The 23611-nt window shown below is 30.7% G+C and carries 22 protein-coding genes; 9 read left to right on the top strand and 13 right to left on the bottom strand.

Annotation, left to right across the window (positions count from 1 at the left end; all coding sequences use genetic code 11):
• Window positions 1–42 precede the first annotated feature (42 nt).
• The 4 genes from PHEL85_RS06585 to PHEL85_RS06570 are packed head-to-tail and all read right to left on the bottom strand — an operon-like array spanning window position 43 to window position 5936.
• Window positions 43–1839, bottom strand: a complete 1797-nt coding sequence (locus PHEL85_RS06585) for an acyl-CoA dehydrogenase family protein (protein ID WP_036822594.1) — start codon at window positions 1837–1839, stop codon at window positions 43–45.
• Between the two features lie 24 nt (window positions 1840–1863).
• The gene (locus PHEL85_RS06580; RefSeq protein WP_036822591.1) at window positions 1864–3057 is read right to left on the bottom strand and encodes an acetyl-CoA C-acyltransferase; all 1194 of its coding nucleotides are present in this window, start codon (window positions 3055–3057) and stop codon (window positions 1864–1866) included.
• Between the two features lie 4 nt (window positions 3058–3061).
• Window positions 3062–5464, bottom strand: a complete 2403-nt coding sequence (locus tag PHEL85_RS06575; protein ID WP_036822589.1) for a 3-hydroxyacyl-CoA dehydrogenase/enoyl-CoA hydratase family protein — start codon at window positions 5462–5464, stop codon at window positions 3062–3064.
• Window positions 5465–5477: 13 nt separating this feature from the next.
• Window positions 5478–5936, bottom strand: coding sequence for a MarR family winged helix-turn-helix transcriptional regulator (locus PHEL85_RS06570; RefSeq protein ID WP_036822587.1), 459 nt, complete (start codon window positions 5934–5936; stop codon window positions 5478–5480).
• A gap of 180 nt (window positions 5937–6116) precedes the next feature.
• Between PHEL85_RS06570 and PHEL85_RS06565 the strand changes: the two genes are divergently transcribed.
• From PHEL85_RS06565 to PHEL85_RS06550, 4 genes are all read left to right on the top strand, one after another.
• Window positions 6117–7046: an ABC transporter ATP-binding protein gene (locus PHEL85_RS06565; RefSeq protein WP_036822585.1), complete on the top strand. Its 930-nt coding sequence runs from the start codon at window positions 6117–6119 to the stop codon at window positions 7044–7046.
• A gap of 4 nt (window positions 7047–7050) precedes the next feature.
• On the top strand, window positions 7051–8370 hold the full coding sequence (locus tag PHEL85_RS06560) for an ABC transporter permease (protein WP_036822583.1): 1320 nt from the start codon (window positions 7051–7053) through the stop codon (window positions 8368–8370).
• A gap of 133 nt (window positions 8371–8503) precedes the next feature.
• The gene (locus tag PHEL85_RS06555) at window positions 8504–9205 is read left to right on the top strand and encodes a mechanosensitive ion channel family protein (protein WP_235318238.1); all 702 of its coding nucleotides are present in this window, start codon (window positions 8504–8506) and stop codon (window positions 9203–9205) included.
• 8 nt (window positions 9206–9213) lie between these two features.
• Window positions 9214–10377, top strand: coding sequence for a sigma-54-dependent transcriptional regulator (locus tag PHEL85_RS06550; RefSeq protein WP_036822577.1), 1164 nt, complete (start codon window positions 9214–9216; stop codon window positions 10375–10377).
• A gap of 79 nt (window positions 10378–10456) precedes the next feature.
• Here the strand turns inward: PHEL85_RS06550 and katG are convergent, their stop codons facing one another.
• Window positions 10457–12661, bottom strand: coding sequence for a catalase/peroxidase HPI (gene katG, locus PHEL85_RS06545; protein WP_036822575.1), 2205 nt, complete (start codon window positions 12659–12661; stop codon window positions 10457–10459).
• A gap of 325 nt (window positions 12662–12986) precedes the next feature.
• Here katG and PHEL85_RS06540 point away from each other — a divergent pair, with 325 nt between their 5' ends.
• The 3 genes from PHEL85_RS06540 to PHEL85_RS06530 all read left to right on the top strand — a co-directional run bounded on the left by PHEL85_RS06540 (window position 12987) and on the right by PHEL85_RS06530 (window position 14278).
• Window positions 12987–13628 carry a peroxiredoxin gene (locus tag PHEL85_RS06540; protein WP_036822573.1) on the top strand — a complete coding sequence of 214 codons (642 nt, stop codon included), beginning with the start codon at window positions 12987–12989 and terminating at the stop codon, window positions 13626–13628.
• Window positions 13629–13709: 81 nt separating this feature from the next.
• Window positions 13710–14018: a thioredoxin family protein gene (locus tag PHEL85_RS06535; protein WP_036822570.1), complete on the top strand. Its 309-nt coding sequence runs from the start codon at window positions 13710–13712 to the stop codon at window positions 14016–14018.
• Window positions 14019–14020: 2 nt separating this feature from the next.
• Window positions 14021–14278 carry a DUF6952 family protein gene (locus PHEL85_RS06530; protein WP_036822567.1) on the top strand — a complete coding sequence of 86 codons (258 nt, stop codon included), beginning with the start codon at window positions 14021–14023 and terminating at the stop codon, window positions 14276–14278.
• A gap of 51 nt (window positions 14279–14329) precedes the next feature.
• Here the strand turns inward: PHEL85_RS06530 and PHEL85_RS06525 are convergent, their stop codons facing one another.
• The 7 genes from PHEL85_RS06525 to PHEL85_RS06500 form a co-directional block, all read right to left on the bottom strand.
• On the bottom strand, window positions 14330–15097 hold the full coding sequence (locus PHEL85_RS06525; protein WP_036822564.1) for an SGNH/GDSL hydrolase family protein: 768 nt from the start codon (window positions 15095–15097) through the stop codon (window positions 14330–14332).
• Between the two features lie 2 nt (window positions 15098–15099).
• Window positions 15100–15258, bottom strand: a complete 159-nt coding sequence (locus tag PHEL85_RS17935) for a hypothetical protein (RefSeq protein ID WP_200882319.1) — start codon at window positions 15256–15258, stop codon at window positions 15100–15102.
• Window positions 15259–15271: 13 nt separating this feature from the next.
• The gene (locus PHEL85_RS06520; RefSeq protein WP_036822562.1) at window positions 15272–15958 is read right to left on the bottom strand and encodes a GNAT family N-acetyltransferase; all 687 of its coding nucleotides are present in this window, start codon (window positions 15956–15958) and stop codon (window positions 15272–15274) included.
• A 66-nt stretch (window positions 15959–16024) separates the two neighbouring features.
• Window positions 16025–17623 (bottom strand): pyruvate dehydrogenase complex dihydrolipoamide acetyltransferase, encoded by a 1599-nt coding sequence (locus PHEL85_RS06515; protein WP_036822559.1) that lies wholly within the window; start codon window positions 17621–17623, stop codon window positions 16025–16027.
• 3 nt (window positions 17624–17626) lie between these two features.
• Window positions 17627–18616, bottom strand: coding sequence for a pyruvate dehydrogenase (acetyl-transferring) E1 component subunit alpha (gene pdhA, locus PHEL85_RS06510; RefSeq protein ID WP_036822556.1), 990 nt, complete (start codon window positions 18614–18616; stop codon window positions 17627–17629).
• Between the two features lie 130 nt (window positions 18617–18746).
• Entirely contained in the window at window positions 18747–19418 is a 672-nt protein-coding gene (locus tag PHEL85_RS06505; RefSeq protein WP_156109118.1) for a hypothetical protein, read from the bottom strand.
• A gap of 81 nt (window positions 19419–19499) precedes the next feature.
• Window positions 19500–20168, bottom strand: coding sequence for a M15 family metallopeptidase (locus tag PHEL85_RS06500; RefSeq protein ID WP_036822553.1), 669 nt, complete (start codon window positions 20166–20168; stop codon window positions 19500–19502).
• A 91-nt stretch (window positions 20169–20259) separates the two neighbouring features.
• Here PHEL85_RS06500 and ctlX point away from each other — a divergent pair, with 91 nt between their 5' ends.
• Together ctlX and PHEL85_RS06490 are read left to right on the top strand one after the other, a co-directional pair.
• Window positions 20260–21195 (top strand): citrulline utilization hydrolase CtlX, encoded by a 936-nt coding sequence (ctlX, locus tag PHEL85_RS06495; protein WP_036822551.1) that lies wholly within the window; start codon window positions 20260–20262, stop codon window positions 21193–21195.
• 4 nt (window positions 21196–21199) lie between these two features.
• Entirely contained in the window at window positions 21200–21874 is a 675-nt protein-coding gene (locus tag PHEL85_RS06490; RefSeq protein ID WP_036822549.1) for a PrsW family intramembrane metalloprotease, read from the top strand.
• Here the strand turns inward: PHEL85_RS06490 and pafA are convergent, their stop codons facing one another.
• Window positions 21875–23518: an alkaline phosphatase PafA gene (pafA, locus tag PHEL85_RS06485; protein WP_036822546.1), complete on the bottom strand. Its 1644-nt coding sequence runs from the start codon at window positions 23516–23518 to the stop codon at window positions 21875–21877.
• Window positions 23519–23611: the final 93 nt, after the last annotated feature.

Raw genomic sequence — 23611 nt, 5'->3', positions numbered from 1 at the left:
TTTGACAACTTCAACAAACTCAATTTGACATCAAGAGTTTTTTTAGAAGCAGTATTTATTTTCTGCTTTTACTTTTTCTGCTATTTCGTTACGTAAATCTACTATATCTGGGTAGTTTGTATATTTTGTAAATCGTTTTAAGCCCATTAACATCATACGTTGCTCATCACCTTCTGCAAAAGAAATAATACTTTCTTTTCCTTTTTCTTCAATGATATCTACAGCATGATACAAGTACAATTTAGACATTGCTATTTGTACAGATTGAGAATCTTCACCAAAACGTTTTGCGTTTTTCTCAGTTCTTAAAATTGCAGATTCTGCCATATATATTTCAATTAAAATATCTGAAGCTGCAATTAATAATTGTTGATGAGATTCTATTTCTTGACCATACTTTTGAAGTGCTGCACCAGCAACCATTAAAAAAGTCTTCTTTAACTTAGCAATCATATGTTTTTCTTCAGAAAATAACTCAGAATAATCTGGAGTTTCAAAAGAAGGAATACCCATTAAACTATTTGCTACTTCTGTTGCAGGTCCTAGTAAGTCTACATGACCTTTCATTGCTTTTTTAATCAACATACCAACAGAAAGCATTCTGTTAATCTCGTTCGTTCCTTCGTAAATACGTGCAATTCTTGCATCTCTCCAAGCAGATTCCATAGGTGTTTCTTCAGAGAATCCCATTCCACCAAAAATTTGAATTCCTTCATCAGCACAATTTTGTACATCTTCAGAAACCGCAACTTTTAAAATAGAACATTCAATAGCATATTCTTCTACACCTTTTAATTCTGCTTCTTGATGTGTATTTCCTGCTTCAATTCTTAAAGCAATTCTATCTTCAATATCTTTTGCTGCTCTATAAGATGCAGATTCACCAACATAAGTATTGGCTGCCATTTCTGCTAGTTTTACTTTAATTGCTCCAAAATCTGAAATAGGTGTTTTAAATTGTTTACGCTCGTTCGCGTAATTTACAGCATGAGAAACAATTCTACGTTGAGAATCTAAGCAAGCTCCTGCTAATTTAATACGACCAACATTTAAAGCATTCATTGCAATTTTAAAACCTTCACCACGTCCTGCTAGCATATTTTCAGCTGGTACAACTGTATCATTAAAAAATACTTGTCTAGTTGATGAAGCTCTAATTCCTAATTTATGTTCTTCTTCTCCTAAAGTAATTCCATTTGGACTGTCTTTATCAAATTCTACAATAAAACCAGTAATATTTTTATCTCCTTCAATACGCGCAAAAACAATCATTAAACGACAAAAACCTGCGTTTGAAATCCACATTTTTTGACCATTAATTTTATAAGATTTTCCATCTGCAGATAATTCCGCAGTTGTTTTTCCTGAATTTGCATCAGATCCTGCACCAGGTTCTGTTAAACAATAAGCTCCAAACCATTCTCCAGTAGCTAATTTAGGAACATATTTTTGTTTTTGTTCTTCAGTTCCATACAATGTAATTGGCATTGTACCAATACCAGTATGTGCACCAAAAGCAGTACTAAAAGATCCTGTTCCACTAGAAATATAATCACAAGTTAAAAGTGTAGAAACAAATCCCATTCCTAAACCTCCATAAGCTTCAGGAACAGCAACTCCTAAAAACCCTAATTCTCCAGCTTTACGCATTACATCTTCTGTAAGTGCATAATCTTTTGCTTCAAAACGAGCTTTGTGAGGAATGATTTCTCTATCATTAAATTCCATCACTGCTTCTTTCATCATTTGTTGCTCTTCAGAAAAATCTTCTGGAGTAAATACGTCTTCACAGTTCGTTTCTTTTACAAGGAATTGTCCACCTCTTAATAAATCTGCCATTTTTTTGATTTTTTAATTTTGTTATTAACTTAAGAATTCGAAAACACCTGCAGCACCTTGACCTGTACCAACACACATTGTTACCATTCCGTATTTATTTTTCATATCGCGTTTACGCATTTCATCAAATAATTGCACAGATAATTTTGCTCCTGTACAACCTAAAGGATGTCCTAATGCAATGGCGCCACCATTTACATTTACAATTTCTTGATTCAAATCTAACTCACGCATTACTGCTAAAGATTGAGAAGCAAAAGCTTCATTCAATTCAATTAAATCAATATCATTTTGTTTTAATCCTGCTTGTTTTAAAACTTTTGGAATTGCAGCTACAGGACCAATTCCCATAATTCTTGGTTCTACACCAGCTGCAGCATAATTTACAACTCTTGCAATTGGTTCTAGATTTAATTCTTTTACCATTTCTTCACTCATCACCATAACAAAAGCTGCACCATCACTCATTTGAGATGAGTTACCAGCAGTTACACTTCCTCCAGCAGCAAAAACTGCACGTAATTTATTTAAAACTTCAATTGAGGTTCCTTTTCTTGGACCTTCATCTTTAGTTACGGTATATTTTCTTGTTGCTTTTTTTCCATTATTATCTAAATATGTTTCCTCAACTTCAATAGGAACTATTTGATCTTGAAAACGATTTTCAGCCTGTGCCTTTAATGCTTTCATATGAGAGTTAAATGCAAATTGATCTTGGTCTTCTCTAGAAACATTAAATTGATTTGCTACAGCTTCTGCAGTATTTCCCATTCCCCAATAATAATCTGCATGACCAGAATTAACGGTATCATAATTTAATTCAGGTTTAAAACCTGTCATAGGAACAGAACTCATGCTTTCTGATCCACCAGCAATAATACAACTTGCCATTCCTGCTTGAATTTTAGCTGCTGCCATTGCAATAGTTTCTAATCCAGAAGAACAAAAACGATTTACTGTAACTCCTGGTACATCCACAGAATTTAATCCTATTAAAGAAATAAAACGTGCCATATTTAATCCTTGAGAACCTTCTGGCATTGCGTTACCTACAATTACATCATCTATACGTTTTACGTCTAGATTAGGTAATTCTTTCATCATGTGTTGAATGGTTTCTGCACCCAACTCGTCTGCACGCTTAAAACGAAAAACACCTTTTGGAGCTTTTGCAACTGCGGTTCTATATGCTTTTACTATATATGCTTGTTTGCTCATAATTTTAGTTTCTTAAAGGTTTACCAGTTTTTAACATGTGTTGAATTCTTTCCAATGTTTTACGTTCTGTACAAAGTGATAAAAACGCTTCTCTTTCTAGGTCTAGTAGATATTGTTCTGTAACCAATGTTGGTTCAGATAAATCCCCTCCAGCCATTACATAGGCTAGTTTGTTGGCAATTTTCATATCGTGTCCACTAATGTATTTAGAGTCTTTCATAGAATCTGTTCCTACTAAAAACATTCCTAAAGCTTGTTTTCCTAAAACCTTAACATCATTACGTTTTGCAGGTTGTGTATAACCACTTTCTGCCATTAATTTTGCATGTGCTTTTGCAGTTGCAATTTGTCTTTCTTTATTTACAACAACAACATCTTTTCCTTTTTGAAGTAAGCCTAAATCGAATGCTTCATGAGCAGAAGTTGAAACTTTTGCCATACCAATAGTTAAGAAGTTTTCTTGTAAAATGTTTAGTTCTACATCTCCTTTGTGAAATAAATCAGAAGCTCTTAAAGCCATTTCTTTAGAACCACCTCCACCAGGAATTACACCAACTCCAAATTCTACTAATCCCATATAAGTTTCTGCAGCTGCAACAACTTTATCTGCATGAAGTGATATTTCACAACCACCACCTAAAGCCATTCCATGAGGTGCAGAAATTGTAGGAATTGCAGAATAACGCATACGCATCATTGTGTCTTGGAAATATTTAATTGCATAATTTAACTCATCATATTCTTGTTCTACAGCCATCATAAAAATCATACCAATATTTGCTCCTACAGAGAAATTTGCAGCTTGATTACCAATAACTAAACCTTGAAAATCTTTTTCAGCTAAATCAATTGCTTTGTTAACTCCAGCTAAAACATCACCACCAATTGTATTCATTTTAGATTGGAATTCTAAATTTAAAATTCCATCTCCAATATCTTCAATTACAACACCAGAGTTTTTCCAAACTTCGTTTGATTTTCTAATATTATCTAATATGATAAATGATTCTTGACCAGGTTTCTTCGTTTGAGATTTAGAAGGAATGTCATAAAACTGAGTTGCTCCTTCTTTTACTGAATAAAAAGATGTTACACCAGAAGCTAACATTTCTGTTACCCAGGCTGCAGGTTCTTTTCCTTCAGCTTTCATTAATTCGATTCCTTTTTCTACACCAACTGCATCCCAAATTTCGAAAGGTCCATTTTCCCAACCAAAACCAGCTTTCATTGCATCATCTATCTTATAAAGCTCATCAGAAATTTCTGGAATTCTATTTTGAACATAAGCAAACATTGCAGCAAAGTTTTTTCTGTAAAATTCACCAGCTTTATCTTTTCCGCCAACTAAAATTTTAAATCGATCAATTGGTTTGTCTATTGTTTTTGTTAATTCTAAAGTTGCAAATTTTGCACGTTTTTTAGAACGGTATTCTAAAGTGTCTAAGTCTAAAGTTAAAATTTCTTTTTTACCATCAACTACTGATTTTTTGTAAAAACCTTGACCAGTTTTACTTCCTAACCACTTATTTTCCATCATTGTATTAATGAAACCTGGTAATTTGAAAAGCTCATGAGCTTCATCATTAGGACAGTTTTCATAGATTCCGTTTGCAACGTGCACCAAAGTGTCTAAACCAACAACATCTACAGTTCTAAAAGTTGCAGATTTTGGTCGACCAATAACAGGGCCTGTTAATTTATCAACTTCTTCAACAGTTAAACCTAATTCTTTTACTTGATGAAAAAGCGATTGAATTCCGAAAATTCCAATTCTATTACCTATAAATGCAGGAGTATCTTTAGCTAAAACGGAAGTTTTACCTAAGAATTTTTCACCATACATCATTAAAAAGTCTGTAACTTCTTGTTTACAATCTGGACCAGGAACAACTTCAAAAAGTTTTAAATATCTTGGTGGATTAAAAAAGTGAGTTACCGCAAAATGCTTTTGGAAATCTTCACTTCTTCCTTCATTCATAAATTTAATAGGAATACCAGAAGTGTTAGAAGATATAATTGTTCCTGGAGTTCTGTATTTTTCTAGTTTTTCAAAAACTATTTTTTTGATATCTAGTCTTTCTACAACAACTTCCATAATCCAATCTACATCTGCAACTTTTGCAATATCATCTTCTAAATTACCAGTAGTAATTCTGTTTGCAAATTTTTGATTGTAAATAGGAGAAGGTTTAGATTTTAGGGAAGCTCTAAGCGCATCATTTACTAAACGATTTCGTACAACTTTGTCTTCTAGCGTTAATCCTTTAGCTTTTTCTTTGTCGTTTAATTCTCTTGGAACTATATCCAATAATAGAACTTCAACTCCAATGTTTGCGAAATGACAAGCAATTCCGCTTCCCATAATTCCAGAGCCAACTATTGCTACTTTTTTAATTCTTCTAGTCATTAGTTAATTTGTTTTATACTGCTTTATTGTTGATATTTTCATAAATATCTCTGTCGGCAATCAATTTATTAATAGTTGCTGTTACTTTAAAAAAACCTGCTAAATCTTTTTCAGAAACATTATCTCTTACAGTTTCATTAAACTGTATAACATGACCTTTAGAAACTTTACGCATTTCTTTGCCATATTCTGTTAATTTGATGATAACACTTCTACCATCATCAGGGTTTTTTTCTCTACAAATAGCACCTTTATCTTCCATCGTTTTTAAAATTCTAGAAAGACTTGTAGGTTCCATTCCCATTAAAGGGCCTAAAGCTGTAGATGGAGTTCCGTTTTGTTTATCAATATTTAATAAAACAAAAGCAGTAGCCATAGTACTATCATGCTTTACAGCTCGCTCATTATACAATTTTGCAACAGCTTGCCAAGTTGCTCTAAGTTCATGATCTATTGATTTTAATTTCTCCATTTCGCCAAATATATAAAAATTTATTATGCATGCATAGTAAATTACAAAAAAGTTATGCATGCATAGTAAATTTTAACATAAATTAAAGTGTAACGTTTTAATACCTTTGAATACTAATACCTATAAAATATGTAAGTTTGTAGTTACTGATAACTTTCAGAAAAAAATTATTGAGACTCAATGAAGAATTTATTAGAAGTTAACAATGTTGTTAAGAAATATGGAGATTTTACTGCATTAAACAATGTTTCTTTACACATTCCTAAAGGAAGTGTTTTTGGTTTGTTAGGACCAAATGGCGCAGGAAAAACATCATTAATTAGAATTATCAATCAAATAACAATGCCAGATAGTGGTTCTGTTATTTTAGATGGAGAAGCATTAGCACCAAAACATACAGCACAAATTGGGTATTTACCAGAAGAACGTGGTTTGTATAAATCGATGAAAGTAGGTGAACAAGCTTTGTATTTAGCACAATTAAAAGGTTTAAGTAAATCTGAAGCTAAAAAACGATTAAAATATTGGTTTGAAAAATTTGATATTTCTGCTTGGTGGAATAAAAAAATTGAAGAACTTTCTAAAGGAATGGCGCAAAAAGTACAGTTTATTGTTACTGTAATGCACAATCCAAAATTATTAATTTTTGATGAACCTTTTTCTGGATTTGATCCAATAAACGCACAACTAATAGCAAAAGAAATTTTACAATTACGAGAGGAAGGAGCAACTATTATTTTTTCTACACACAGAATGGAGTCTGTTGAAGAAATGTGTGATGAAATTGCTTTGATAGATAAATCGAATAAAATTTTAGACGGAAAACTAGATGATATTAAACGTCAGTTTAGAACACATACATTTCAAGTTGGTTTAGAAACTGAAAATCCAAAAGAAGTAGAGGAGAAGCTAAGAAAGAGTTTTGAAGTTTTTCCTGCTGATTTTAAATTATTGAATGATAGTTTAACAATGAATGTAAAATTAACTGAAGGAAATACTTCTAATGATTTGTTATCGTTTTTAACAAGTAGAGGAGAAGTACAGCATTTTGTAGAATTAATACCAAGTGCAAATGATATTTTTATTCAGGCAGTAAATAAAAACAGTTAAGAAAATGAGCAAGTTAAAACTAATTATACAGAGAGAGTTTATTGCAAAAGTTCGTAATAAATCATTTATAGTGATGACTTTTTTAAGTCCACTTATTATGGTAGGTATGGGAGCTTTGGTTTATTTTCTGATGCAAAAAAATGACGAAAAAGTTAAAAAAATCGTCTATGTAGATAATTCTGGTATGTTCTCTAAAGAGGATTTTAAAGATTCTAAAACGATTCATTTTACAGATTATACAGCTTTAGGAGTTGAAGAAACAAAGAAAAAAGTTGAAGAAGGGAATTATTATGGAGCTTTAATTATCCCAAAACAAGATAGTTTAGAGTTATTGGCAAAATCAATAGAATTTTACTCTAAAGATTCTCCAGGTATGTCTGTAATGAGTTCTATGGAGAATAAAATAGAAACTAAAATTAGAAATGAAAAACTAACTAATTATGGTATCGATTTAGAAAAAATAAAGGCTTCTAAAATTAATACAGACATAAAAATGTTTAACTTTTCTGGAGAAGAATCATCTAAATTAATAAATGGATTAAAAATTGGTGTTGGAGCAATTGCAGGTTATTTTCTAATGATGTTTGTGATGATTTATGGAACCTCAGTAATGAGAAGTGTGATAGAAGAAAAAACAAGTAGAATTATAGAGATTATTGTTTCGTCTGTAAAACCTTTCCAGCTAATGCTGGGTAAAATTTTAGGAAATGCATCTGCAGGTTTATTGCAATTCTTTATTTGGGGAATTATACTTTTTATTATTTCAATTGTAGCTTCATCTATTTTTGGAGTAGATATGGTAGAAATGCAAACAGCTAGAGTTCCAGCAGAACAAATGGAAGCTGTAAAGCAAGCTACAGAAGGAGATAAAGGTCAAATGATTATTCAAGAAATTTTTAAACTTCCTATATTAAAAATGTTTGTATTATTCATTTTTTACTTCTTGGGTGGTTTTATGTTATATAGTTCTTTGTTTGCAGCAGTAGGTGCAGCAGTAGATAATGAAACAGATACACAACAATTTATGTTGCCAATAATGTTGCCTTTAATTTTAGGGGTTTATGTTGGTTTTGCAACCGTTATTAATGATCCTCATGGCTCAATTGCTGTGCTATTTTCACACATTCCATTTACTAGTCCAATAGTTATGTTAATGAGGGTTCCTTTTGGTGTTTCTTGGTACGAATTAGCAATATCTATGGCATTATTATTGGTTACCTTTGTATTCATGGTTTGGTTGGCAGCTAAAATATATAGAGTAGGTATTTTAATGTATGGTAAAAAACCAACTTATAAAGATTTGTACAAATGGTTAAAATATTAAGGATAGGTTTTTAATGGAAAAGATAAATGAGTTTCTAGATTTTTCAATAATTAATACAGAGAGTATACATATTAATGTAAAAACAGTTTTGTTTGTAATTGTTGTTTTTATATTAACCGGTCTATTTTTAAAGTTGATTAAAAAAATAGTTAATAGAAAATTGCAAGACGAAGATAAAGACAAATTTAAAGCGGTCTATTCTTTTATAAAATATTTTGTTTATGTAATAGTTTTAGTCATAGCTCTAGAATCTTCAGGTGTAAATGTTAGTGTTTTATTAGCAGGTTCTGCGGCATTATTAGTTGGTATTGGTTTAGGATTACAAACCTTATTTCAAGATATAATGTCTGGTATTTTTATTTTGATTGATAAATCATTACATGTAAATGATATTATAGAAATTGAAGGGAAAGTAGGTAAAGTCGAAGAAATTAGATTAAGAACTACAAGAGCAGTTACAATTGATGATAAAGTATTAGTGATTCCAAATCATAAATTTTTAACTAATAGTTTGTTTAATTGGACACAAAATGGAACTCAGACAACAGAAGCAGTTGAGGTAGGAGTTGCTTATGGTTCTGATGTAGAGTTGGTAAAAAGTATTTTAATTGATGTTGCAAAATCCCATCCAAAGGTTTTGAAAATCAAAGAACCCAGAGTCTTATTTACAGATTTTGCTGATAGTGCTTTGCAATTTAAATTGCTTTTTGTGATAAATAATAGTTATGAACATTTAACTATAAAGAGCGATTTACGCTTTGCAATTGATAAAAAATTTAGAGAAAATAATGTTACAATTCCATTTCCACAGAGAGATATACACCTTATAAAATAAAAAAAAATATGCCAAAGATTTTAATAATAGAAGATGAAGCTGCCATTAGAAGGGTCTTATCAAAAATTATATCAGAAGAAAATGAATCTTATAATGTTGAAGAAGCAGAAGATGGTTTGTTAGGAATAGAAATGATAAAAAACAATGATTACGATTTGGTTTTATGTGATATTAAAATGCCAAAAATGGATGGTGTTGAGGTATTAGAAAAAGCGAAAAAAATAAAACCAGAAATACCAATTGTGATGATTTCTGGTCATGGAGATCTAGATACAGCTGTAAATACAATGCGTTTAGGTGCTTTTGATTATATATCTAAGCCACCAGATTTAAATAGACTTTTAAACACGGTAAGAAATGCTTTAGACACAAAAACCTTAATTGTAGAAAATAAACGATTAAAGAAAAAAGTTAGTAAAAATTACCAAATGATTGGTGAGAGTAATGCTATTTCTCGTATAAAAGATATGATTGAAAAAGTTGCAGCTACAGATGCAAGAGTTCTAATTACAGGTCCAAATGGAACTGGAAAAGAATTAGTTGCTCATTGGTTACACGAAAAGTCAGACAGGGTAAAAGCGCCTATGATTGAAGTGAATTGTGCTGCAATTCCATCAGAATTAATAGAAAGTGAATTATTTGGACATGTAAAAGGTTCTTTTACAGGAGCAAATAAAGACAGAGCAGGTAAGTTTGAAGCTGCCAATGGAGGAACTATTTTCTTAGATGAAATTGGTGATATGAGTTTGTCTGCACAAGCAAAAGTATTACGTGCTTTGCAAGAAAGTAGAATATCTAGAGTTGGATCTGATAAAGATATAAAAGTAAATGTTAGAGTGGTTGCTGCTACTAATAAAAATCTAAAAGAAGAAATTGCTGAAGGTAGATTTAGAGAAGATTTGTATCATAGATTAGCTGTTATTTTAATTCAAGTTCCTGCTTTAAATGATAGAAGAGATGATATTCCTTTATTAGTAGACTTCTTTACAGCAAAAATTTCCCAAGAACAAGGAACTCCTAAAAAGATGTTTACATCTGGAGCAATTAAATTGTTGCAAGAATATGACTGGACAGGAAATATCCGTGAATTAAGAAATGTTGTAGAGCGTTTAATAATTCTTGGTGAAAAAGAAGTTTCCGCAAATGATGTTAAGTTATTTGCAACAAAATAAAAAGAAGTTTTTTTAACATATAAAAAAGGAGGTAATATAAAATTACCTCCTTTTTACTTTCTTATATTTTTAGAATAGTTTACAAATCAAAACGATCTAGATTCATAACTTTTGTCCAAGCTGCAACAAAATCGGTAACAAATTTGTCTTGTCCGTCGTTTGCACCATAAACTTCAGCTACAGCTCTTAATTCTGTATTAGAACCAAAAATTAAATCTGCACGAGTTCCAGAAAACTTCATTGCACCAGTTTTACTGTCTCTTCCAATAAATTCTTTATCTTCAGAATTAGTTGCTTTCCATGTTAAAGAAAAATCAAGAACATTTGTAAAGAAGTCGTTTGTTAAGCTACCAACAGTATCGGTAAAAACACCATGTTTAGAGTCATCAAAATTTGCACCTAAAACACGTAAGCCACCAACAAGAGCAGTCATTTCTGGAATTGAAAGTGTAAGTAAATTTGCTCGGTCTACTAATAAATCTTCAGCAGCAACATTTAATTTAGAGTTCATATAATTTCTAAAACCATCAGCTAAAGGTTCTAAATAACCAAAAGATTCTAAGTCTGTTTGTTCTTGAGTTGCATCACCTCTTCCTTGAGAAAAAGGAACGGAAATATTTCTTCCTGCTTTTTTTGCGGCCTCTTCAATACCAGTGTTTCCTGCTAAAACAATTAAATCAGCCATAGAAATTATACCCGTAAAATTTTTCTGAATTTCTTCTAAAGCATTTAAAACTTTATTTAATTCTTTCGGATTATTTACTTCCCAACTTCTTTGTGGTTCTAAACGAATACGAGCACCATTTGCACCTCCACGCATATCAGAGCCTCTAAAAGTAGAAGCAGAAGCCCAAGCAGTTTTTACTAATTCTGATGTTGTTAAACCAGAAGCTAAAATCATTTTTTTCAGAGAAAAAATATCAGCATCAGATAAATTATAATAAACTGTTGGTATTGGGTCTTGCCAAATTAATTCTTCTTTAGGAACCTCTGGGCCTAAATAACGACTTACTGGCCCCATATCTCTGTGTGTTAATTTGTACCAAGCTCTGGCAAAAGCATCTTCAAATGCTTTTTGATCTTTATGAAAACGTTTTGAAATCTCTAAATAGGTTGGATCCATTTTTAATGCCATATCTGCAGTAGACATCATTAAAGCTTGTTTGCCATTTGCATCTCCTGCTTTTGGTGCCATTCTAGCATTTGAAGCTTTTGTTGGAGTCCATTGATGTGCACCAGCAGGACTTTTCGTTAATTCCCAATCATAATTTAATAAAACATCAAAATATTCATCATCCCAACTTGTTGGACTTGGTGTCCAAGCTCCTTCTAATCCACTTGTAATTGTATCATCTAATACACCTGTTCCAAAAGTGTTTTTCCAACCTGTACTCATTTCTTCAATAGGTGCGCCATGAGGTTCTGGACCAACATATTTATCAGGGTCTGCAGCTCCATGTGCTTTCCCAAATGTATGTCCACCTGCAACTAAAGCAACAGTTTCTTCATCATTCATTGCCATACGTGCAAAGGTTATTTTTATGTCATGAGCTGATTTTAAGGGGTCAGGAACTCCATTTGGACCTTCTGGATTTACATAAATTAATCCCATGTGTACAGCTCCTAAATGGCCTTCTAAATCTCCATCACTTGTGTCATATCTTTCATCATTATCTAACCATTGGTTCTCAGAGCCCCAATAAATATCTTGTTCTGGTTCCCAAACATCTTCACGTCCTCCAGCAAAGCCAAATGTTTTGAATCCCATGGATTCTAATGCACAGTTTCCTGCAAGAATCATTAAATCTGCCCAAGAAATTGTATTCCCATATTTCTTTTTTACTGGCCATAATAACAATCGTGCTTTATCTAAATTCCCATTATCTGGCCAACTGTTTAAAGGAGCAAAACGTTGTGTACCAGAACCTGCACCACCTCTTCCATCTCCAACTCTGTAAGTACCTGCACTATGCCATGCCATACGAATCATAAATGGTCCATAATGGCCATAATCTGCTGGCCACCAATCTTGAGAATCTGTCATTAAATTAATAACATCTTGCTTTAATTCAGCAAAATTAACACTATTAAAAGCTTTTGCATAATCAAAATCTTCTCCCATAGGATTAGATTTCACACAATTTTGACGCAGAATATTTAATTTCAATTCATTAGGCCACCAATCTCTGTTAGAGGTTCCCCCTCCAGCAGGTTTTTTTTGTGCTCCACTGTGAAATGGACATTTACTTATATCACCATTAATACTGTTACCGTTGTTATCCATAATAATAAGTTTTTTGAGATTATTAACTCAAAGCTACAATAAATATTTAAATAATTTTTATCTATATTTTTTATCTAATTATAGATAAAAATTATATAAAATAAAAAAACACCTTTTTTAAAAATGGGTTTGTATGTTAAGATACAAAGTGTTGAAAATGTTTGGTTTATGGATGTTTATAAATAATATATATTAAATTATGTTTTTAACATAAGAAAAGCTTATTGTGAAATAAGTAAAAAGATTTGACATTGCTTTTTATTCGTTTTGTGTAGAATATATTTGCCGTGTTAAAAAAAATATTAATCATAAAAAATAGAGTAAAATGGCAACAGTAGTTGGAAAAAAATTCCCAGATTTAAATGTAGATGCAATGAATGAAATGGGAGATACATTTAAATTAAATGTATTGGAGGAAGCAGTTAATAACAAAAAGAAAGTACTGTTATTTTGGTATCCTAAAGATTTTACATTTGTTTGCCCAACAGAATTACACGCATTTCAAGCTGCTTTAGGCGAATTTGAAAAAAGAAACACAATTGTAATTGGTGCTTCTTGTGATACACCAGAAGTACATTTTGCTTGGTTAAGTACTGCTAAAGATAATGGTGGAATTGAAGGTGTAACATACCCAATTTTAGCAGATAGCAATAGAAATTTATCTTCTATCTTAGGTATTTTAGATATTTCTAATGAAACATTTGATGAAGCTACACAAACAATACAAGTAGAAGGAGATAATGTTACTTATAGAGCAACTTATTTAATTGATGAAGAAGGAACAGTTTTTCATGAAGGAGTTAATCATATGCCAGTTGGTAGAAATGTAAACGAATTTTTACGTTTAATAGATGCTTATGCTCACGTACAGTCTCATGGAGAGGTTTGTCCTGCAAACTGGGAAGAAGGTAAAGAAGCGATGGCTCCTAATGCAAAAGGAACTGCAGAATATTTAGCTGTTCACTAAAAAAAACATTTTAAAGGGAATGAGGTTCGTATTTTGGATTAGGGGCTAGATACGAACTCCCTTTATTTAAATATATACATTATGGTACAAGAATTAAGTCAAGATAATTTAGCAAACATAGTTTCAGAAAATAAAAAAGTAATAGTGCAGTATTCTGCAACTTGGTGTGGAAACTGTAGAATTATGAAACCAAAATTCAAAAAATTATCAACAGAAAATGAAGATATTGTTTTTGTAATTGTTGATGCAGAAAAATTTCCTGAAAGTAGAAAGTTAGCAGATGTTAGTAATTTACCAACTTTTGCAACTTTTGTTGATGGTAAATTTGTGAATCAGACTCAAACGAATAAGTTTGAAATATTAAAAGATTTGGTAAACGAAGTTATTTAATTATGAAACTACCTGTAATAAAACATTTAACTAATTTTATCGAAGAAAACGATCAAGATTATGTTTTAGAAACTATAGAAACATTAGAAGCTTTAACTGAAGTTCTGTCTTTAAAAGATGAAGAATTAGATGTTATTGGTGAAATAATTTCTAATTTATATGGAGCAGTGGAAGTGGATAAAATGATTAAAGAAGGAACACCAAAAAAAGAAGCATTAAATTCTTTTATGAAACGTGTTTTAGGCTCTATAGATAATTAAAAATAAGTTAATCATTACAATAAAAATCTCAGGTGAAAGCTTGAGGTTTTTTTATTTGTAATTTTTTTCAATAAATTCTGCCATTTCTTCTCCCCAAATTTTATAGGTTAATTTTGATGGATGAACACCATCACTAAAAAAGATGTTAGAATTGCTGAAATCCAAAGTATGTTTTTTACTCCATTCTTTAAGAGTAATTATTTCATCATAATAAAATAGGTTTTTTTTATTTCTGGTGAAATGGTATAATTCCTTTCCAAAAATTTCTACTAAATTACCAATCACAAATTTTATACTTTTAGTAAAAGCAGGAAACTCTTTTATAGGCGGCATATTTGTGAAAAATATAGGTGTATTTGGATATTTGTTTTGCAATAATTGTGTTAATTTATCAATATCTAAAGTCCATTTTTTAGGAGAGTTTAATGTAAAAGCATCATTTCCTCCTATTCCTACAATAATTATATCAGTAGTAAATTCTTCTATATTAGGAATAATTTTTTTAGTGAGTTGTTTTACTGTGTAACCACTTTTTGCATAAACTTTCCAATTAATATTACTCTTTAATTTTTTAGAAAGTGTGGTTGCTAAAGCTCCTGTAAATCCATTTTTATGATCATCTACGCCAACACCAGCAATTGTACTTTCTCCTATAGAGAGTATGTTTAAAGTTTTATTAAAATTACCATTTACAAAACCTTTAGGTTTTTTAGCTTCGGGTAGCTTAGGTACTTTTTTTCGAATATTTTTTCCTTCAAAATATAATAAAGGTAAAAGTGGTATCGAAATTATGCTACCTAAAACATATTTTAAATTCATAATTATTCTTTAGCTTTAGATTCATTTACCTTTTTAATAATAGCTTTTAAGCGTTCTTTATGAAGTTGCTTTTCTAACTTTACCTTATTGATTTTTCTATTCATCAATTTGGTATGTTTTGCTTTATTAACAGTGTTTTTTGCTTTTCCTTTTTTAGGCATTTGATAAAAATATTTATTTTCTACGGAATAACCACCAGTTCATGTCTCTAGTTAATTTATATCCTAATTTCTCATAAAGAGGAATTGCTTTGTTTCCTTTATTTGTGTGTAAGATAGGAAGTTTTTTCTCTTTTAAAATTTCTTTTGTAGTATAAGAAATTAATTGTTTTTCGAAACCTCTTCTAATATAATTAGGATGTGTAACAACAGAGCTAACTTCAATAAAATCATTGGTTTGCATTCTCTGACCAGAGATAGCAACTAATTTATTATCTTTAAAAATCCCAAAGAATTTACCCATTTCAAAACCTCTTTTTTGATAAAAACCAGGCATAACCAACCATATTAAATCATAAACTTCATCTATATTTTCATTAGTTAATAAAGTAATTTCTTCCGTTATTTCAACTTCAATTAAATTTTCTAAAATCATTTGACATCCATTAATCTTTTTCTCTAGAATAATTTTTTCATTGTCAATTATTGGTATTTGATTTTCTGAAACTAAAAAGAATTTTTCTGAAATTTTTGAGTATTCATTTAAAGCCTTTTTTGTTTTACTCGAGTCAAAAAAAGCACCAAAATTATTTATCTCAGGCTTGTAGAATTGAACACCATCATATTCTATTAGAAACTTATTATGAGCTTCATTTAAAGAATACCAAACTGGGTTTTTTAACTTCTCTTCTAATTTTTTCATTAAAAATAAATATATAAAAAAGCTCGCAATTTGCGAGCTTTTTTATGAAATATAGTTTTAAAAAACTTAAGCTAACATTGTAACTGGGTTTTCAATAAACGTTTTTAATGTTTGTAAAAATTGAGCACCAACAGCACCATCAACAGTTCTGTGGTCGCAAGTTAATGTCAAATTCATTGTGTTACCAACAACAATTTGTCCGTCTTTTACAACAGGTTTTTGTACAATTGCACCAACAGATAAAATAGCTGAGTTTGGTTGATTGATAATAGAATTAAAATTCTGTATACCAAACATTCCTAAGTTAGAAACAGTAAAAGTACTACCTTGCATATCTGCAGGAGCTAATTTCTTGTTTCTTGCTTTACCGGCTAAATCTCTAACACCAGCACCAATTTGAGTTAAACTCAATTCATCTGTGTGTTTAATAACTGGTACTAATAATCCATCATCTACAGCAACAGCTACACCTACATGAATATGACTGTGATAAACTGTGTTTGCATCTGTCCAAGAAGTATTTACTTGTGGATGCTTTTTCAATGCCATAGCACATGCTTTAACCACCATATCATTAAATGATACTTTTGTATCAGGAATTGCATTTATGGTTTTTCTAGAAGCCATTGCGTTGTCCATTTCAACTTCAATATTTAAACTGAAATCAGGAGCAGAAAATTTAGAGTTACCTAAAGATTTTGCAATTGCTTTACGCATTTGAGAATTCTTAACTTCTTCAGAGTTTTCTACACCATTAGCAATATTTGCAGCAGCAGGAGCAGCTTCAACTTTTGCAGCAGGAGTATAGTTTTCAACATCTTTTTTAATGATTCTTCCGTTTTCACCAGAACCACTAACATCTGTTAAATTTATTCCTTTATCAGAAGCAATTTTCTTTGCTAAAGGAGATGCAAAAATACGTCCATTAGAAGTATTACTAGTTGTAGCAACAGGTTTTACTTCTTCAGCTTTAGTTGGTTTCGTTTCTTTTTTATCAGAAGTAGTAGCTGCAGGCTTTTCAGCAGGAGCAGAAGCTCCACCATTAGCAACTAATGCAGAAACATCAGTACCTGCAGGTCCAATAATAGTTAATAAACTATCTACAGGAGCAGTTTCTCCTTCTTGTACACCAATATATAAGATTGTTCCTTCGTAGAAACACTCAAATTCCATTGTTGCTTTGTCTGTTTCAATTTCAGCAAGCATATCACCTTCAGAAACAACGTCTCCAACTTTCTTTAACCATGTTGCCACAGTTCCATCGGTCATTGTATCACTTAAACGAGGCATAGTTATTACTTGAACACCTTCAGGAATTGCTACTGCATCTGCTGTATTTGCAGCAGGAGTTTCTTCTTTCACTTCTTCAGTAACTTCTGCTTTTGCTGGTTCTGAACTACCATTTATAATTGCAGAAATATCTTCACCTTCTTCACCAATAACAGCTAATAATACATCAACAGGAGAAGTTTCTCCTTCTTGAATACCTATGTATAAAAGAGTTCCTTCATAGAAAGACTCAAATTCCATAGTTGCTTTGTCAGTTTCAATTTCGGCTAAAATATCACCTTCTTCAATTTTATCTCCAACACTCTTTAACCATTTTGCCACAACACCTTCTTCCATGGTGTCACTTAAACGCGGCATATTTATAATTGTAGCCATATCTTAACTTATAAAAGGATAATCTTCTTGTTCATAAACCATATCATACATTTGCTTAGGTTCTGGATATGGAGAATCTTCAGCAAATTTCTCACATTCTTTTACCATAGCTTTTACTTCTTTATCTATTGCAGCAATTTCATCTGCACTAGCATAATTTTTATCCTTAATTACATCTAAAACTTGAGTAATTGGGTCTATTTTTTTGTAATCTTCTACTTCATCTTTTGTTCTGTAGTGTTGCGCATCAGACATTGAGTGACCTCTATATCTGTATGTTTTCATTTCTAAGAAAGTTGGGCCATCACCACGTCTTGCTCTTTCTAAAGCTTCATCAACAGCTTCAGCAACTTTAATAGGATTCATTGCATCTACAGGTCCACAAGGCATCTCGTAACCTAAACCAAGTTTCCAAATATCTGTATGATTAGCAGTTCTGTCTACAGAAGTACCCATTGCATATCCATTATTTTCACAAATAAAGATTACAGGTAATTTCCATAACATAGCTAAGTTAAAAGCTTCGTGTAAAGAACCTTGTCTTGCAGCACCATCTCCAAAACATGTTAATGTAACACCTCCTGTATTATTATATTTATCTCCAAAAGCAAGACCTGCTCCTAAAGGAATTTGTCCACCAACAATACCATGACCTCCATAAAAACGGAATTCTTTAGAAAAAATATGCATAGATCCACCCATTCCTTTAGATGTTCCTGTTACTTTTCCGTATAATTCTGCCATTACTCGTTTAGGATCTTCTCCCATACCAATTGGTTGTACGTGATTTCTGTAGGCAGTTATCATTTTGTCTTTAGATAAATCCATTGCATGCAATGCACCTGCTAAAATTGCTTCTTGACCGTTGTACAAGTGTAAGAAACCTCTAACTTTTTGTTGAATGTAAACAGAAGCTAGTTTGTCTTCGAACTTACGCCAAAAAAGCATGTTTTTGTACCAATCTAAATAGGTTTGTTTGGTGATTTTTTTCATTTTAGTGATATTGTTTGTTTAATCGTTTAAGCAGTTGTTATATTCTACAATACGAGGCACAAAAATAACTGTTTTAAATAGAATAAAAAAACAAGATTCGTTTAATTTAAAACAAAATGGTATTAATCAATTATTTGTCTTTTGATATAACTATCGTGGCTTTAGCACCAGTAGCTAGATTCCATTCGTTAGATGATAGTAACATTCCTGCATCATTATAGACTTTAAAAGCAGCAGTATTTGGTCCAGAAGAACCTTGGTTTAATGCTTTAAAAGCAATTTTATTTATACCAATTTCTAAGGGGATATTAAATTTTTGATAGCTCTGTCTGAGCGTAATATTATGAATAATAGGTATGTCATTTATAAAGATAGTAACTCTGTCGCCATCTGGGTATTGAAAATCTCGACAAATAATGTTTACACTTTTAGAATTAGATCTAAAACTACCTAAATCTTGGTCTATTTTAGGATAAATATATTGACCGTTAATTTTTTTAAATGCTTTTAAAAAACGTTCTTCACTTAACTTAGCTTTTGTTAAAATACCTTTGTTGTTAAGATTGTTTTCTGCTTGCTGTTTTTTTAATTTTTCGTTTTCTTTATTGTATGCATCTTTAAAACCATTAGTATTATTGTTATTTAAAGAAGTTGGTTTTTTTACTTCCTTAGAACTGTTTAGAACAATTGCTTTAATTTTTCCTTTTTCTTGGTTGCCAGAGTTGTTATCTAATTGTGCAGATACTTGGTTAACAGAAAAAAAAGAAATAGATAAAAAAAGGAGTTTAATTTTTAATTTCATGTTATAGAATACTTTCAAACAATAATAATACAAATATAATGCCGATTTTTAGTGTAGCTGTTTAGATATTGTTAAAACTTGTTATTCTACAGGAAAATTAAAATAAGAATTACGAAAAGGTTCATTTTTAAGTGTAAAATGCCACCACTCATTATCGTAAGGTTTAAAACCATTTTCTAACATCACCTTTCTTAATAAAAATCGATTGCTTTTTTGAGTTGTACTTATTTCTTTAAAAAATGGATGAGATTCTTCTCCGAAAAAATCAAATGGACTTCCCATATCTAATTCTTTCTCTTTTTTTATGTCTACTATTGTTAAATCTACAGTGCTTCCTCTTGAATGACCTGATTTTGAAGCAATATATCCTTGATTAAATAATTGGGATTTTGGTACATTTGGATAGTATTCTTGTTTCATAATTGTATCACTTAAAACCTTTGCCCAACGTACAAAATGATTCACAGATTGCTGAGGTCTATAAGCATCAAAAATTTTTAGACTTAAACCCTTTTTTATTAAAATCTGCTGTATTTTTTGTAATGCACTTGCAGTTTCTTTTGTGACGATTACACAGTTTTTATGATAACCATCAATAGGTTTTCCTATAAAATTATTACTACTTAAATAGCGTAATTCAGATTGAATAGTAGCATCAACATCTGATAAATACACAAAACCTTCAGGGAGCTCTTGTCCAAAAGAAAAGAGAGATAGACTAAATGTAATTAGGAAAAATAATTTTTTCATAAAGTAAAAATAAGCAAAAGTTAATATCTATAAGTTAAGAATGATTTTATACTGAAAAAAAAGCTAATTTTGTTTTAAATAAATACACTTAATGAATCAAACTACAAATACAATTTTAATGATTCGTCCTGTAAATTTTAGGATGAATGAACAAACTGCTGTAAATAATTATTATCAACACGAAATTGATAATATGCTTCCTACAACAATTAATACAAAAGCACAGAATGAGTTTGATGCTTTTGTAGAAAAATTACGCAGCTTTGGTATTAATGTTATTGTAATTTCTGATACAAATAAATTTGATACACCAGATTCTATTTTTCCAAATAACTGGATTTCTTTTCATGAAAATGGTACTGTTGGTATTTACCCAATGTTTGCAGAAAATAGACGTTTAGAAAGACGTGAAGATGTTTTAAAGCAATTAGAAAACAATGGTTTTTTAATAGAAAATATTGTTGATTATACTTCTGCAGAAGAAGATGATATTTTTTTAGAAGGAACAGGGAGTATTTGTTTAGATCGACAAAATAATAAAGCTTACTGTGCGCTTTCTCCTAGAGCAGATGAAGAATTGTTTATAGAGTTCTGTGAAGATTTTGAATACACACCAGTGGTTTTTACAGCGAATCAAACAGTAAATGGAGAGCGAGTAGCTATTTATCATACAAATGTAATGATGTGTGTTGCAGAAACTTTTGCAATAATTTGTTTGTCTTCTATAGATGATAAAAAGGAGCGTAAAAATGTTTTAAAGCATTTAAAAGAAGATGGTAAAAAAGTTATTGATATTACAGAAGAACAAGCTACTCATTTTGCTGGAAATATGTTGCAAGTTCATGGTAAAGATGCTGAACGATTTTTAGTGATGAGTCAAGCAGCTTTTAATAGTTTAACACAATCTCAAAAAGCACAAGTTAGTAATCATTGTAAAATTATTTCTAGTTCTTTAGATACTATTGAGGCTTGTGGAGGAGGAAGTGCACGTTGTATGATGGCAGAAGTTTTCTTGCCTAAAAAATAGCAAAATGAATTTACTTCTTCTCGCAGTTGCACCTGCAACAATAATTATACTTTATATTTATTTTAAAGATAAATTTGAGAAAGAACCAATTGGTTTGTTATTTAAAAATTTCCTTTTAGGTGCCACATTAGGTATTTTGATTACTGCAATTTTAGGTGGTTTTGCGAGCGAGTTATTTCCGTTAACAGATAAAATAAGTATTTTTCAGCAGTTTTTAAAAGCATTTGTTGTTGTTGGTTTGGTAGAAGAATTTTCGAAGTATATTATTGTTAGGTATTATTCTCAAAGAAATAAAGAATTTAATGAACCTTTTGATGGAATCGTTTATGCTGTGATGGTTTCTATGGGATTTGCTACTTTAGAAAACGTATTATACGTTTTACAACATGGTGTTGCAACAGGAGTTTTAAGAGCTTTTACAGCGGTTCCTGCGCATGCAACTTTTGCAATTTTAATGGGATATTTTATGGGAAAAGCAAAGTTTTCTAAAAATAGAATTGTATTGAATTTAACAGGATTATTTTTTGCAACACTTTTTCATGGAGCTTATGATTTTTTTCTATTTATAAACTTTATACCTGGAATTTCTATAGGAGCCTTTGTCTCACTAATTGTTGGAATTTTATTATCTAGAAAAGCTATTGAAAAACATCAAAATAGATCTGTTTTTAAAAAGTAATCACTTTTCTAAAACTTCATCAATAACAACACCATTTGTTCCATTTGGAGCTTCAATATTTAAGAAATTTGCAATTGTTGGTGCAATGTCTGTAATATTATATCTTTTTGAAGTAGCACCTTGATTTATTCCATTTCCATAGAAAATTACAGGTACATGGGTGTCATAAGAATAACCAGATCCATGGCTTGTTCCTGTTCTTTCTCTTATTAAAGTTGCAGGATTAGGAATCATTAAAACATCTCCAGATAATTTCTGATTATATCCATTCTGTAATGAATTTAAAATTCCTGTTGAGAATTGAGTTGTTTGCAATGTTCTTGCAGTAACTGCTTTGTATATTTCATCAAAATAAACAACTTCATCTGCTAATTTTTGAGCAACGGTATTTACATCTAAGCCTAAAGATTCTACTTTTTCTTTATCTAAAAATATTTGATAATTAGAAACGTTTTCAATCAATTCGATAGAATTAAAATATTTTTTTGTGATTTTTAAAACAAACTCTCTAAATTTCTGAAGGTTTAAATAATGAGCAGGAATTTTTAAAGATTGTAAATAAGAAGGTGCATGAACTGCAGCATGATCTGCTGTTAAAAATAAAGTGTAGTTTTCTTTTCCAACTTGTTGGTCTAAGAATTTGAAGAAATCTGCTAAATCTTTATCTAAACGTAAATAAGTGTCCTCTGTTTCAATAGCAGAAACTCCATATTTATGACCAATATAATCTGTAGATGAAAAACTTACTGCTAAAAAATCTGTGTATTCACTTTTACCTAGTTTTTCACCAATTATTGCTGCTTTAGCAAAATCGGCAGTAAAGGTATTACCAGCAGGAATTGTCTTTATTAAACTGAAATTTCCGTTTTTTGAACGTAAAGATTTTAAATTTTTAGGAAAGGTTGGTGATTTTTGACCAACTAATTTTCCTTCATATATATTATCATCATCTCTACTATTTGTATAACTTTTAATATCATAAAGCGTTTCCCATGGTTTATTTAGGTATTCATCAGCTTTGTTATCCAAATTAAAATCTTTTACCCATTTAGGTAAATCTTTCATATAAAAAGTACTCGTAATCCAAGTGTTATAATTATCACCATCATACCAATAAGCTGCATTTGCAGTATGACCTGCAGGTAAAATAGCAGAACGATCTTTTATAGAAATTCCAATTGTTTTTCCATGCATATTTTGCGCTAGATGTAATTGATCTGTAATTGTAGATGTGTAAAGTCTTTTTGGTGATTTTTTACCATTAAGACCATTATTTCCAACTGTTTTGTAATTGGTATCATCAACACAGTAAATAGATTTTTTTAAAAATTTATCATACCAATTGTTAGAGATAATTCCATGTTCACTTGGTGTAGTTCCTGTATATATAGAAGTATGACCAACTGCAGTATAAGTTGGTATGTAATTATAATGAGCATTTTCTAATGAAAATCCACCTTTTAAAATTCTATTAAATCCATCTTTTCCATATCTATCAGCAAACCTTGTTAAATAATCATACCTCATTTGATCAATAACAATACCAACAACTAATTTAGATTTTTTTGGCTGTTGTGCTATTTGTTTAGAGCTTGTAAGAAATATAAATAAACAAACAAAACTTAAAAGAAATTTGAATTTCATGGATTGAAAATTAAATAATTAGTCAAAAGTAATTATTTTTTATTTTGATATAGTGAATTTAACTATCTATTAATGATATTTTAATACTTTAGC

Origin of the sequence: Polaribacter sp. Hel1_85 (assembly GCF_000766795.1) — a bacterium.
Taxonomy (GTDB): domain Bacteria; phylum Bacteroidota; class Bacteroidia; order Flavobacteriales; family Flavobacteriaceae; genus Polaribacter.
This window is presented reverse-complemented; position numbering and strand designations above follow the sequence as displayed.

Bases quoted from the DNA above. Each gene is read 5' to 3' on its own strand.
- PHEL85_RS06585 (WP_036822594.1), bottom strand. From the start codon at position 1,839: ATGGCAGATTTATTAAGAGGTGGACAATTCCTTGTAAAAGAAACGAAC.
- PHEL85_RS06580 (WP_036822591.1), bottom strand. From the start codon at position 3,057: ATGAGCAAACAAGCATATATAGTAAAAGCATATAGAACCGCAGTTGCA.
- PHEL85_RS06575 (WP_036822589.1), bottom strand. From the start codon at position 5,464: ATGACTAGAAGAATTAAAAAAGTAGCAATAGTTGGCTCTGGAATTATG.
- PHEL85_RS06570 (WP_036822587.1), bottom strand. From the start codon at position 5,936: ATGGAGAAATTAAAATCAATAGATCATGAACTTAGAGCAACTTGGCAA.
- PHEL85_RS06565 (WP_036822585.1), top strand. From the start codon at position 6,117: ATGAAGAATTTATTAGAAGTTAACAATGTTGTTAAGAAATATGGAGAT.
- PHEL85_RS06560 (WP_036822583.1), top strand. From the start codon at position 7,051: ATGAGCAAGTTAAAACTAATTATACAGAGAGAGTTTATTGCAAAAGTT.
- PHEL85_RS06550 (WP_036822577.1), top strand. From the start codon at position 9,214: ATGCCAAAGATTTTAATAATAGAAGATGAAGCTGCCATTAGAAGGGTC.
- katG (WP_036822575.1), bottom strand. From the start codon at position 12,661: ATGGATAACAACGGTAACAGTATTAATGGTGATATAAGTAAATGTCCA.
- PHEL85_RS06540 (WP_036822573.1), top strand. From the start codon at position 12,987: ATGGCAACAGTAGTTGGAAAAAAATTCCCAGATTTAAATGTAGATGCA.
- PHEL85_RS06535 (WP_036822570.1), top strand. From the start codon at position 13,710: ATGGTACAAGAATTAAGTCAAGATAATTTAGCAAACATAGTTTCAGAA.
- PHEL85_RS06530 (WP_036822567.1), top strand. From the start codon at position 14,021: ATGAAACTACCTGTAATAAAACATTTAACTAATTTTATCGAAGAAAAC.
- PHEL85_RS06525 (WP_036822564.1), bottom strand. From the start codon at position 15,097: ATGAATTTAAAATATGTTTTAGGTAGCATAATTTCGATACCACTTTTA.
- PHEL85_RS17935 (WP_200882319.1), bottom strand. From the start codon at position 15,258: ATGCCTAAAAAAGGAAAAGCAAAAAACACTGTTAATAAAGCAAAACAT.
- PHEL85_RS06520 (WP_036822562.1), bottom strand. From the start codon at position 15,958: ATGAAAAAATTAGAAGAGAAGTTAAAAAACCCAGTTTGGTATTCTTTA.
- PHEL85_RS06515 (WP_036822559.1), bottom strand. From the start codon at position 17,623: ATGGCTACAATTATAAATATGCCGCGTTTAAGTGACACCATGGAAGAA.
- pdhA (WP_036822556.1), bottom strand. From the start codon at position 18,616: ATGAAAAAAATCACCAAACAAACCTATTTAGATTGGTACAAAAACATG.
- PHEL85_RS06505 (WP_156109118.1), bottom strand. From the start codon at position 19,418: ATGAAATTAAAAATTAAACTCCTTTTTTTATCTATTTCTTTTTTTTCT.
- PHEL85_RS06500 (WP_036822553.1), bottom strand. From the start codon at position 20,168: ATGAAAAAATTATTTTTCCTAATTACATTTAGTCTATCTCTCTTTTCT.
- ctlX (WP_036822551.1), top strand. From the start codon at position 20,260: ATGAATCAAACTACAAATACAATTTTAATGATTCGTCCTGTAAATTTT.
- PHEL85_RS06490 (WP_036822549.1), top strand. From the start codon at position 21,200: ATGAATTTACTTCTTCTCGCAGTTGCACCTGCAACAATAATTATACTT.
- pafA (WP_036822546.1), bottom strand. From the start codon at position 23,518: ATGAAATTCAAATTTCTTTTAAGTTTTGTTTGTTTATTTATATTTCTT.